We start from the raw sequence: 11,822 nt of genomic DNA, 5'->3' as shown, positions 1-11,822 counted from the left end.
TGGGCGGGTTCGGGTCGGGTCGCTCAGGTGCGCACGGGCTGGGCGCCCTGGATGCGGCGCGCCGCCGCCCGCCAGGCCGCCGGGTCGCCCGACGGCTCATAGCGGGTCAGGGGCTGGTGGCGGGCGATGAGCCGACGGGAGGCGGCGAGGTCCCCCGGCAGGCCGTGGGCGCGCGCCTGGGCGAGGACGTTGCCGAGTGCGGCGGCCTCGGCCGGGCCCGCGACCACCGGCAGACCGGTCGCGTCCGCGGTGAGCCGGCAGAGCAGGGCGTTGCGTGCCCCGCCGCCCACGATGTGCACGACGTCCACCGCGCGGCCCGCCAGCTGCTGGGCCTCATGGATCGCGGTGCGGTGGGCCAGGGCCAGTGAGTCGAGGACGCAGCGGGTGAAGGCGCCCGGGGTCCGCGGTACCGGCTGGCCGGTGGCCCGGCAGGCGGCCGCGATGCGTCCGGGCATGTCCCCGGGGGCGAGGAACTCCGGTGCGGCCGCGTCCACGACGGACCGGAGCCCCGGGGCGTGCGCGGCCTCGGCGAGCAGCGGGGCGACCTCGGTCAGGCCCCAGGCGCGCATGCACTCCTGGAGCAGCCACAGGCCCATGATGTTGCGCAGGAAACGGACGGTGGAGTCGAGCCCCAGCTCGTTGGTGAAGTTCGCGGCGCGGCCGGCCTCAGTAATGACGGGTGCGTCCAGTTCGAGTCCGGCGAGGGACCAGGTTCCGGTGCAGAGGTAGGCGAACCGCTCCCCGGGGAGAGCCGGGACGGCGGCGACGGCGGAGGCGGTGTCGTGGGACCCGACGGCCGTCACCGGTACGGGGCCGGGCAGGCCGGCCTCCCGCTGGACCGCCGGGAGCAGCGCACCCGCCGGTTCGCCGGGGCGGCGCAGCGGGGCGAAGAGGGTGAGGTCGACGCCGAGACGGTCGGCCAGGGGCTGGTTCCAGTCACCGGTGCGGGGGTCGAGCAGCTGGGTGGTGGAGGCGTTGGTCAGCTCGGTGCCCTGCTCCCCCGTCAGCCAGTACGCGATCAGGTCCGGTATCAACAACAGACGCTTGGCTGAGGCGAGTTGTGGTGTGCCGCGCGCTGCGATGAGTTGGTAGAGCGTGTTGAACGGGGCGTACTGGATGCCGGTGGCGCGGTAGAGGGCGTCGGGCGGGACCGTGGCCCACACCCGCTCGGCGACCCCCTCCGTACGGGCGTCCCGGTAGTGGACGGGGTTGCCGAGCAGGGCTCCGTCGGCGTCCAGCAGCCCGTAGTCCACGGCCCAGCCGTCGATGCCGACGGAGTCGACCGGGCCCGCGGCGCGCAGCCCGTCGAGGACCCCGCCGTACACCCCGAGGATGTTCCAGCGCAGGCCCTCCGGCAGCCGGACGGGCCGGTTGGGGAAGCGGTGGGCCTCGGTGAGGCGCAGGGTGTCCGGGCCGACCCGGCCGGTGATGACCCGGCCGCTGGACGCGCCGAGGTCCACGGCCGCGAAGGTCTTCGTACCGGGGACGCTCATCGCAGGAAGGCCCCGGCGACCCCGGCGTCGACCGGGATGTGCAGGCCGGTGGTGTGCGTCAGCTCGCCTCCGGTGAGGGCGAAGACGGCGTTGGCGACGTGCTCGGGGAGCACCTCCCGCTTGAGCAGGGTCCGCTGGGCGTAGAACTCGCCGAGCTTCTCCTCCTCGATACCGTACGTCGCGGCCCGCTGTGCGCCCCAGCCTCCGGCGAAGATCCCGGAGCCGCGGACCACCCCGTCGGGGTTGACGCCGTTGACCCGGATGCCGTGCTCGCCCAACTCTGCCGCGAGGAGCCGTACTTGGTGGGCCTGGTCGGCTTTGGTGGCGGAGTAGGCCACGTTGTCGGGACCGGCGAGAACGGCGTTCTTGGAGGCGATGTAGACGATGTCGCCGCCGAGTTTCTGGGCGCGCATCACCCGGGCCGCCTCCCGAGAGACGAGGAAGGAGCCGCGCGCCATGACGGCGTGCTGGAGGTCCCAGTCCGCCGCGGTGGTCTCCAGCAGGGGCTTGGAGATGGAGATGCCCGCGTTGTTGACGACGAGGTCGACGCCTCCGAAGGCGAGGGCCGCGGCCGCGAACATCTCGCCGATCCGCTTCTCGTCCGTGACGTCGACCGCGACGGCCAGCGCCCGGTCGGAGCCGCCCAGCTCCCCGGCCACGGCGTCCGCGCGCTCCGCGTCCAGGTCCGCGACGACCACGCAGGCGCCCTCGGCGGCGAGGCGGTGGGCGATCGCCCGGCCGATGCCGCTGCCCGCCCCGGTGACGAGGGCGACCCGGGCGGCCAGCGGCTTGGGGGACGGCATGCGCCGCAGCTTGGCCTCCTCCAGCGCCCAGTACTCGATGCGGAACTTCTCCGCCTCCTCGATCGGCGCGTACGAGGAGACCGCCTCGGCCCCGCGCATCACGGTGATCGCGTTGCGGTAGAACTCCCCCGCCACCCGGGCCGTCTGCTTGTCCTGGCCGAAGCTGAACATCCCCACACCGGGGATCAGCACGATCGCCGGGTCCGCGCCCCGCATCGGCGGGGAGCCGGGCTCCGCGTGCCGGGTGTAGTACGCGGCGTACTCCTCCCGGTAGGCGGAGTGCAGCTCGCCCAGGCGCTCCACGGCGCGGGGCAGGTCGGCGGCGGGCGGCAGATCGAGGACCAGGGGCCTGACCTTGGTCCGCAGGAAGTGGTCCGGGCAGGAGGTGCCGAGCGCCGCGAGCCGGGGGTGCTCCCCGCGGGCGAGGAAATCCAGCACGGCCTCGGAGTCGTCGAAGTGCCCGACCTGGGCGCGGTCCGTGGAGGCGAGGGCGCGGACGTACGGGGCGAGGGCGGCGGCCCGCGCGCGGCGGTCGGCCGCGGACAGTGCCCCGTACCCCTCGACGAGCGGCCCGAAGGGCTCGGGCCTGCCGCGCTCGGTCAGGAACCGCTCGGCGGTGCGGATGATGTGCAGCGCGTTGGCCTCGCACTCCTCGGAAGTCTCTCCCCAGGCGGTGATGCCGTGGCCGCCGAGGACGCAGCCGACGGCCCGCGGGTTGGCGTCCTTCACCGCGGCGATGTCCAGGCCGAGCTGGAATCCCGGCCGCCGCCAGGGCACCCAGGCGACGGTGTCGCCGAAGCAGTCGGCGGTCAGCTTCTCCCCGTCGGCGGCGCAGGCGAGCGCGATCCCGGAGTCGGGGTGCAGGTGGTCGACGTGCCGGGCGTCGACCAGGCCGTGCATGGCGGTGTCGATGGACGGGACCGCCCCGCCCCTGCCGTGCAGGCAGTAGTCGAACGCGGCGACCATCTCGTCCTCGCGCTCCACACCGGGGTAGACCTCGCGCAGGGCCCGCAGCCGGTCGAGTCGGAGCACGGCGAGGCCCTCGGGGGTGAGGGTGCCGAGGTCGCCGCCGGAGCCCTTGACCCACATCAGTTCGGTGTCGCGCCCGGTGACCGGGTCGGGTGCGGCGCCCTTGGCGGAGGTGTTGCCGCCCGCGTAGTTGGTGGTGCGCGGGTCGGCGCCGAGACGGTGGGAGCGCGCCAGCAGCGCTTCGGCTTCGGGGTGGAGTGCCATGGGTTCCTCGGTGTCCTTCACAGGCGGGTGCGGGCAGGCGGGGAGGCGTCCGGCGGGGCGGGCAAGCAGGCGGGCGGTGTGCGCCGGACCGGGCAGGCAGGCGTTGTGGTGCGGTGATCCGGGCCGTACGGGGGTGCTCCGGGCGGTACGCGCGCCGAGCCGGGCGGTGCGCGCCGAGCCATGCGGCACGTCACGGGCGGGCGCACCGGTAGCGAGGGCGTCGGCGGCGGGGGCGTCGCGGACTCACGCCCCCCACCCCGCCTGCTGTCCCCCCACCCGCTCCTCGGCGATCCGGCGCGCCCAGCCGGAACGGCGGTAGGCGGCCATCGGGTCGCCGTCCAGGCCCTGTTCCTCGCGGACCTCCGCCAGCAGCGGCCGCACATCGGTGTTGAAGGCGTCCATCAGCACGGCGTTGGCCTCCAGCACGTCGCCGGAGCGCTGGGCGGCGGCGAGGGCGTGGCCGTCGACGAGCAGCGCCTTGGCCGTGGCTTCCTGGACGTTCATCACCGAGCGGATGACGGCGGGGATCTTCGCCTCGATGTTGTGGCACTGGTCGAGCATGAAGGCGACGTCCGCGGTGAGGCCGCCGCCGCGGACGACCTCGTACATGATCCGGAAGAGCTGGAAGGGGTCGGCCGCGCCGGCCATCAGGTCGTCGTCCGCGTAGAAGCGGGAGTTGAAGTCGAAGGCCCCGAGCCGTCCTTCGCGCAGCAGGGTCGCGACGATGAACTCGATGTTGGTGCCCGGCGCGTGGTGCCCGGTGTCCACGACGACTCGGGCCCTGGGGCCGAGCTTGAGGCAGTGGGCGTAGGCGGTGCCCCAGTCGGGCACGTCGGTCATGTAGAAGGCGGGCTCGAAGAACTTGTACTCCAGCAGCATCCGCTGGTTCTCACCGAGCCGTTCGTACACGGCGGCGAGCGCCTCGGCGAGCCGGTCCTGCCGCTCGTGGACGTCGTCCTGGCCGGGGTAGTTGGTGCCGTCGGCGAACCACAGCTTGAGGTCCCGAGACCCGGTCGCGTCCATGATGTCGACGCAGGCCAGCAGGTGGTCCAGGGCCTTGCGGCGGACGGCGGGGTCGGGATGGCAGACGCTGCCGAGCCGGTAGGCGTCGTCCTGGAAGGTGTTGGAGTTGACGGCGCCGAGAGCGAGGCCGCGCTCCTGGGCGTACCGCGCGAGGGCCGGGTAGTCCTCGACCGTGTCCCAGGGGATGTGCAGGGCGACCGTGGGCGCGGCTCCGGTGAACGCGTGGACCTGTGCCGCGTCGTCCAGCTTCTCGCGGGGCGTACGGGGGATTCCGGGCTGGGCGAAGACCTTGAATCGGGTCCCCGAGTTCCCGTACGCCCAGGACGGAGTCTCCACGGCCTGGGATTTGAGGGCGGCCTTCACCGCGGCGGGCTCGGTCACGTCGTCGCTCCTGTGACATCGGTGTGAACGCGGTTGAATCTGAATCGATTCACGGCGCTGAAGCTAGGAGCGCCGACCGGGGACTGTCAACCCTCAGGACACATACGCCTGTTGGGATCTCGGGGAGACAAGGCCGCTCGGAGATTTTCCCGTCACGGCCATTGACGCGACCTTCGCCGCCTGCCTACCGTCCCGGCAACTCATTTGAAACCTTTCACAACGTCGTGAGGACACCCTCCGCCTCGTCGAGGAGCCCCCAATGACCCACCGGTCCGCCCAGGATCCGGCCCCCGTGCTGGCGCTGAGGGACGTCTCCAAGTCCTTCGGCGCCGTGCGCGCCCTGCGGGACGTGTCCCTCGACCTGTTCCCCGGCGAGGTCCACGCCCTCGCCGGGGAGAACGGCGCGGGCAAGTCGACCCTGATCAAGACGCTCGCCGGGGTGCACCGGCCCGACGCCGGGCAGGTCCTGCTGGACGGTGAGCCGGTCTCCTTCCACGGCCCCGCCGACGCCCGGGACGCCGGAATCGCCGTCATCTACCAGGAACCCACGCTCTTCCCCGACCTGTCGGTCGCCGAGAACATCTTCATGAGCCGTCAGCCCCGGCGGGCGCTGGGCCGGATCGACCACCGCGCCACCCGCGCCGCGACGGCCGCCCTGATGCACCGGCTCGGTGTCCGGCTCGACCCGGACCGCCCGGCGCGCGGCCTGTCCATCGCGGACCAGCAGATCGTCGAGATCGCCAAGGCCCTCTCCTTCGACGCCCGGGTCCTGATCATGGACGAACCGACGGCGGCGCTCACCGGCGGCGAGGTGGCCCGGCTCTTCGGCGTGGTCCGCACGCTGCGCGAGCAGGGGGCCGCCGTGCTGTTCATCTCGCACCGCCTGGAGGAGATCTTCCGCGTCTGCGAGCGGGTCACCACCCTGCGGGACGGGGCGCTGATCGCCAGTGAACCGCTGGCGGGCATGGCCGAGGAGGACCTGGTCCGCCGGATGGTCGGCCGGGACCTGGCCGAGCTGTATCCGAAGCAGGAGGTGGCGGCGGGCGCGGTCGCCCTGGACGTCCGCCGCCTCACCCGCGAGGGCGTGTTCACCGATGTCTCCTTCACGGTGCGCCGGGGCGAGATCGTCGGGTTGGCGGGGCTGGTGGGAGCCAGGCGTACGGAGGTGGCGCGGGCGGTCTTCGGGATCGACCGGTGGGACGCGGGCGAGGTGGAGGTCGACGGAAAGCCGCTGGCCAACGGCGCCCCGTCCACCGCCATGGCCGCCGGGCTCGCCCTGGTCCCCGAGGACCGGCGGGCCCAGGGCCTGGTGATGGGCATGTCGATCGAGCGGAACATCGGGCTGACCGGGCTGCGGGCCACCCGGCGGGCCTGGCTGATGGACCGGGGAGCCGAGCGCAGCCGGTCGCTCGACTGGGCCGTGCGGCTCCAGGTGAAGTACGCCCGGATCGCGGATGCCGTCTCCACTCTGTCCGGCGGCAACCAGCAGAAGGTCGTCCTGGCCAAGTGGCTCGCCACCGAACCCGCCGTCCTCATCGTCGACGAGCCGACGCGCGGCATCGACGTGGGCACCAAGGCCGAGGTGCACCGGCTGCTGAGCGCGCTGGCCGCCGACGGGGTGGCGGTGCTGATGATCTCCTCCGATCTGCCGGAGATCCTCGGCATGGCCGACCGGGTGCTGGTGATGCACGAGGGCCGGCTGACCGCCGAGATCCCGCGCTCGGGAGCCACCGAGGAGTCGGTGATGGCCGCGGCCACGGGGAGGGCCGCCGGATGACGCTGACCACGAACGACCCGGCGGCCGCCCCGGCGATCCCCGAGTCCGGCAGCACCCGGCTGGTCGACCGTGTCTTCAGGATGCGCGAACTGGCGATCGTGGTGGTGCTGCTGGCGATGCTGGTCATCACCCAGCTGGGGAACAGCGCGTTCCTGTCGGAGCAAGGTGTGAAAGACCTGCTGCTCAACGCGACGATCCTGGTGGTGGTCGCCACCGGCCAGGCCCTCGTCGTCATCACCCGCAACGTCGACCTGTCGGTCGGCTCGACGCTCGGCATCAGTGCCTTCGCCGCAGGCAGCCATCTCCAGGGCGGCGGACACCCCGTGGTGGCCGTGGTCCTGGCGGTGCTGCTCGGGGTCGGCTTCGGGCTGGTGAACGGGGTCCTGGTCAGCCTGGGGCAGGTGCCCGCGCTGGTGGTGACCCTCGGGACGCTCTACATCATCCGCGGCGTCGACTCGGTCTGGGTCGGCTCCCGGCAGATCACCGCCGCCGATCTCCCGGACGGTTTCGTGGACTTCGGCTCCGGCGGCATCTCGGCCGTGCCCTGGCCGGCCCTGATCGCGCTGGCCCTGCTCGGCTCGACCGCGTACTACCTGGCGCACTTCCGCAGCGGGCGCGAACTGTACGCGCTGGGCTCCAGCCCCGAGGCCGCGCGGCTGGCCGGGATCCCGGTCCGCCGCCGGATCCTGCTCGCCTACACCTTCTGCGGTGGTCTGGCCGGTCTCGCGGGCGCCCTGTACCTGGCCCGCTTCGGGAACGTCGACTCGGGCACCGGCAGCGGCTACGAACTCACCGTCGTCAGCGCGGTCGTGGTCGGCGGGGTGGTCTTCACCGGGGGCTCCGGCACGGTGTACGGGGCGGCGCTCGGGGCGCTGCTGCTGACCTCGGTCAACAGCGTGCTGCCCGCGCTCGGCGTCAGCTCGGTGTGGGTGCTCGCGATCAACGGCTTCCTGCTCGTCCTCGCCATCGCGGCCGACCGGGTCGTCGCCCTGCGGGTGGCGTCCGCACTGAAGAAGAGGAGCGCCCGCCATGGCTGACTCGGCACTCGCGCGCGCCGTCCGCTGGGACACGGTCGTCGGCGCTCTCCTGATCGTGGTGCTGCTGCTGTCGTTCGGTTTCGTGGACGGCTTCGGCAATGCCCTCAACCTGTCCTTCCTGATCGGCAACACACTGCCCATCGCGCTGATCGCGCTGCCGATGACACTGCTGGTGGTCTCCGGGGAGATCGATCTGTCGGTGGCCTCCACCGCCGGGCTCTCCGGCGCGGTGATGGGCGCGCTGTGGAACCAGGGTCTGCCGATCGAGGCGATCATCCCGCTCTGTCTGCTGCTCGGCACGGTGTGTGGGCTGGTCAACGGGGTGCTGGTGACCCGGCTCGGGCTGCCCTCGCTCGCCGTGACCATCGGGACGCTGGCCGCCTACCGGGGCATCGCGCAGATCGTGCTGGGCTCGGACGCGGTCACCGACTTCCCCGCCCCGTACCTGGACTTCGCCGCCGGGCGGATCGGCGACACCTTCGTCCCGTACGCCCTCCCGCCGTTCCTGCTGCTGCTCGCCGTCGCCGTGATCGCCCTGCACGCCACGCCGTTCGGGCGTTCGCTCTTCGCGACCGGGGCGAACGAGGAGGCCGCCCGGTTCGCCGGGGTCCGGGTCAGGCGGCAGAAGCTGCTGCTGTTCACCGTGACCGGCTTCATGGCCTCGCTCACCGGGGTGTTCTGGGCGCTGCACTACGCCAGTGCCCGCTTCGACAACGCCACCGGACTCGAACTGTCGGTCGTGGCGGCCGTGTTGCTCGGCGGTATCGACTTCGACGGCGGCAGGGGCACCCTCGGCGGCGCGATCGCGGGCGTCTTCCTGCTCGGGGCGCTCCAGAACGTGATGAGCCTGATGAACGTCTCCGCCCAGTCGCAGATCGTCGTCACCGGCGTCCTGCTCGTCGTCTCCGTGCTCGGCCCGCGGGTCGGCCGGCAGCTCGTTGTGGCGAGAGCGGGGCGGCGCGCCGCCCGGACTCCGCCCACTTCCTCCGTACCGGCCCCGTGACTCCGCCGCTTCCCGCCCCTCGTCGCAAAGGACCCTGCCATGCGTACGTCTTCGATCCGCCGCGCCGTCATCTCCCTCGCGGCCGTCACCTCCCTCGCGCTCGCCGCCACCGCCTGCGGGGGCACCACCAAGGAGGACGTGAAGAAGGAGGGCGCCGCCGCGTCGGCCGGTGAGGCCGATCCGAAGGCGCCCATCAAGAAGGGGCTGACCGTGGGCTTCCTGCCCAAGCAGGTCAACAACCCCTACTTCACGACCGCCGACAAGGGCGGGCAGAAGGCCGTCGAGGGGCTGGGGTCCACCTTCAAGGAGGTCGGGCCGACCAGCGCCACCGACACCGCGGGGCAGGTCTCCTACGTCAACACCCTCACCCAGCAGCAGGTCGACGCGATCGCGGTGTCCGCGCAGGACCCGGGGGCGCTCTGCACCGCGCTGAAGCAGGCCATGAAGAACGGCGTCAAGGTCGTCACGTACGACTCCGACACCACGGCCGACTGCCGCAACGTGTTCATCTCACAGGCGGGGGCGGAGGACCTCGGCCGGACCCAGATCCAGCTGCTGGCGCGGCAGATCGACTACCGGGGCGAGATCGCGATCCTCTCCGCCGCCCAGACCGCGACCAACCAGAACCTGTGGATCGACTACATGAAGGACGAGCTGAAGGACCCGAAGTACAGGGACGTGAAGCTGGTGAAGGTGGCGTACGGGAACGACGACGCCCAGCAGTCCTTCCAGCAGACGCAGGGGCTGCTCCAGGAGTACCCGAAGCTGGCCGGGATCGTGTCGCCGACCACCGTCGGCATCAAGGCGGCGGCGCAGTACCTGTCTGGTTCGCAGTACCGGGGCAAGGTGAAGCTGTCCGGCCTGGGCACCCCCAACGACCTGCGTTCGTACGTGAAGAACGGCACGGTCGAGGCGTTCGAGCTGTGGGATCCGGCCAAACTCGGCGAGCTGGCCGGTCATGCCTCGATCGCCCTGGCCTCGGGCCGGATCAGCGGCAAGGAGGGGCAGACCTTCGAGGCGGGCGCTCTGGGCACGTACACGATCGGCGAGGACGGGGTGGTCGACCTGGGCAAGCCAACGGTGTTCGACCGGGACAACATCGACGACTTCGACTTCTGATGGGCGCGGGTACGCTGAGCACTCGCCTGGCTCCTGCTCTCGTGGAGGACTCCGTCTGATGGCCCAGTCGGTGGGTATCAAGGACGTGGCCCGGGTCGCCGGAGTGTCGGTCGGCACGGTCTCCAACGTCATCAACCGTCCGGACACGGTCGGCCCCGGCACCCGGGCCCGCGTCCTGTCGGCGATCGACCGGCTCGGCTACGTCCGCAGCGAGTCGGCGCGTCAGCTGCGGGCCGGGCGCAGCCGCATCATGGGGCTGCTCGTCCTGGACATGGGCAACCCGTTCTTCGTGGACGTGGCGCGCGGCGCCGAGCGGGCGGCGCGCGAGGCGGGGCTCGGCGTGATGGTCTGCAACAGCGCGCAGAGCCCCGGCGAAGAGGCGGAGTACCTGTCGCTCTTCGCCGAGCAGCGGGTACGGGGCGTGCTGCTCACACCCGCCGACGCGACCGGGCGGAACATCGAGGCGTTCCGGCGGCACGGCATCCCGTTCGTCCTGGTCGACCGGGTCGCCGAGGGCGCCACCGAGTGCTCGGTGTCGGTCGACGACGTGGTGGGCGGGGCGCTGGCCGTACGGCATCTGCTGGACGCCGGGCACCGTTCGATCGCGTACGTGAGCGGGCCGCCGGGTTTCAACCAGGTCCGGGACCGGCGTACGGGGGCGCTGACCGCGCTCGCCGAGGCGGGGCTGGATGCGAGGGCCCTGCGGGAGCTGCCGACGGAGCGGCTGGACGTGGCGGCGGGCCGGGACGCGGGGGCGCGGCTGCTGGGGCTGTCGGACCGGCCGACGGCGGTGTTCTGCGCGAACGACCTGCTGGCCCTCGGGGTGCTCCAGTCGCTGTTCGCCGCGGGGGTCCGCGTCCCGGACGATCTGGCCCTGGTGGGGTACGACGACATCGAGTTCGCGGCGGCCGCCGCCGTCCCCCTGACGTCGGTGCGGCAGCCCGCGGCGACGATGGGGGCGCTGGCGGCGGGGCTGTTGCTGGAGGAGACCGGGGCCGGGGCCGGGGCGGCGGCGCATCAGCACCGGCGGCTGGTGCTCCAGCCGGAGCTGGTGGTCCGCCGCTCCAGCCTCGCGGCCCGCTGAGCCCGGCTCAGAGGCGGACGAGGAGTCCGGCCAGTGGCTCCGGCAGCCGCGCCGGGTCCAGGGCCTCGGTGAGCGCCCGCGCGTAGTGCTCCTTGCGGCCGCTGATGGTCCCCATGAAGCGTCGCAGCTGCGCCTCGACGGGCCGGTCCCGCTGGGCGGGCTGCCGTTGGAAGGTCCTCAGGGTGCGCAGGTCGCCCTGGTCGTCGATGACCCGCTGGACGCCTTCGGTGCCCAGCGCCCGGATCAGTTCGTCCTCCAGGTCGGCGTGGCAGGTGAAGAAGCCCAGCGCGGCCAGGTCGCCGGGGGTGAGGCCGGTGCCGAAACCGGTCCGCTCCAGGCCCTCCAGGAAGAAGCGCTGTTCGGCCGCGTCGCAGAGACCGACGAGCCGCAGGCCGAGCCCCTGGGGGCCGAGGGGGCGCAGGAAGCGGGTGATGCTGGTGGCGCCCCCGATCGGCACGACGACGACGCCTTCGGCGGCCAGGGCGCGGCCCCGGCGGGCGGCGAGCGCCTCGACGGCCGCCCGGTCGCTCACGCCCTCGACGAGCACCACCGTGCGCAGGTCCAGGTCGGCCGCCAGCTCCCGCACCGTCGTGGCGAAGGGTCCGGCCGCCGCTCCCTCGCCGTTCGCCGCCCAGGCGATGACCGTCTGCCTGAAGCGCGTCGCTGTGTCCACCGGCCCAGTCTCGCACCGCGACCGTGGCGGACGGGAGCGGTTTTCGCGGCGGCCGGGGGCGGCCGGGGACCGGCGCGCGTTACCGGCCGCCGGGCGGGGCGCGTCGCACCGGGCCCCGGGAAAAGTCCTGCGCGATCCCTTGACCGTCAGGGAACGGGGGTTCAGAGTGACTCACTAATGCGCATTAGTAATACGC

General features: G+C 72.7%; 9 protein-coding genes. 5 read left to right on the top strand and 4 right to left on the bottom strand.

Features of this window, described 5'->3' with window-relative positions; all coding sequences use genetic code 11:
* Nucleotides 1-23: 23 nt before the first annotated feature.
* From ACIRRU_RS20145 to rhaI, 3 genes are all read right to left on the bottom strand, one after another.
* Complete coding sequence (locus ACIRRU_RS20145) at nucleotides 24-1,493, bottom strand: rhamnulokinase family protein (RefSeq protein WP_403682295.1); 1,470 nt, start codon at nucleotides 1,491-1,493, stop codon at nucleotides 24-26.
* Entirely contained in the window at nucleotides 1,490-3,529 is a 2,040-nt protein-coding gene (locus ACIRRU_RS20140; protein WP_403682293.1) for a bifunctional aldolase/short-chain dehydrogenase, read from the bottom strand. The genes ACIRRU_RS20145 and ACIRRU_RS20140 overlap by 4 nt, the downstream gene beginning before the upstream one ends.
* A gap of 243 nt (nucleotides 3,530-3,772) precedes the next feature.
* Nucleotides 3,773-4,933 carry an L-rhamnose isomerase gene (gene rhaI / locus ACIRRU_RS20135; protein WP_403682292.1) on the bottom strand — a complete coding sequence of 387 codons (1,161 nt, stop codon included), beginning with the start codon at nucleotides 4,931-4,933 and terminating at the stop codon, nucleotides 3,773-3,775.
* A gap of 259 nt (nucleotides 4,934-5,192) precedes the next feature.
* On the opposite strand from rhaI, the gene ACIRRU_RS20130 reads away from it, so the two are divergent.
* Genes ACIRRU_RS20130 through ACIRRU_RS20110 form a run of 5 tightly spaced genes read left to right on the top strand, consistent with a single transcriptional unit; the run spans nucleotide 5,193 to nucleotide 10,953 of the window.
* Nucleotides 5,193-6,710: a sugar ABC transporter ATP-binding protein gene (locus tag ACIRRU_RS20130; protein ID WP_403682290.1), complete on the top strand. Its 1,518-nt coding sequence runs from the start codon at nucleotides 5,193-5,195 to the stop codon at nucleotides 6,708-6,710.
* Complete coding sequence (locus ACIRRU_RS20125) at nucleotides 6,707-7,747, top strand: ABC transporter permease (RefSeq protein WP_403682288.1); 1,041 nt, start codon at nucleotides 6,707-6,709, stop codon at nucleotides 7,745-7,747. The genes ACIRRU_RS20130 and ACIRRU_RS20125 overlap by 4 nt, the downstream gene beginning before the upstream one ends.
* Nucleotides 7,740-8,750: an ABC transporter permease gene (locus tag ACIRRU_RS20120; RefSeq protein WP_403682285.1), complete on the top strand. Its 1,011-nt coding sequence runs from the start codon at nucleotides 7,740-7,742 to the stop codon at nucleotides 8,748-8,750. Before ACIRRU_RS20125 ends, ACIRRU_RS20120 begins: the two co-directional genes overlap by 8 nt.
* Before the next feature lie 39 nt (nucleotides 8,751-8,789).
* The gene (rhaS, locus tag ACIRRU_RS20115) at nucleotides 8,790-9,869 is read left to right on the top strand and encodes a rhamnose ABC transporter substrate-binding protein (protein ID WP_403682283.1); all 1,080 of its coding nucleotides are present in this window, start codon (nucleotides 8,790-8,792) and stop codon (nucleotides 9,867-9,869) included.
* A 58-nt stretch (nucleotides 9,870-9,927) separates the two neighbouring features.
* A complete protein-coding gene (locus ACIRRU_RS20110; RefSeq protein ID WP_363203936.1) occupies nucleotides 9,928-10,953 on the top strand; it encodes a LacI family DNA-binding transcriptional regulator in 1,026 nt (341 codons plus the stop codon).
* A 7-nt stretch (nucleotides 10,954-10,960) separates the two neighbouring features.
* On the opposite strand, the gene ACIRRU_RS20105 is transcribed toward ACIRRU_RS20110, so the two are convergent.
* Nucleotides 10,961-11,626 carry a TOPRIM nucleotidyl transferase/hydrolase domain-containing protein gene (locus ACIRRU_RS20105; protein ID WP_403682280.1) on the bottom strand — a complete coding sequence of 222 codons (666 nt, stop codon included), beginning with the start codon at nucleotides 11,624-11,626 and terminating at the stop codon, nucleotides 10,961-10,963.
* Between the last annotated feature and the right edge of the window lie 196 nt (nucleotides 11,627-11,822).

Source organism: Streptomyces sp. NPDC101181, from assembly GCF_044767975.1.
GTDB lineage: Bacteria > Actinomycetota > Actinomycetes > Streptomycetales > Streptomycetaceae > Streptomyces.
Note: the sequence above shows the minus strand (reverse complement) of the source record. Positions and strands in the feature narration are given on the sequence as shown.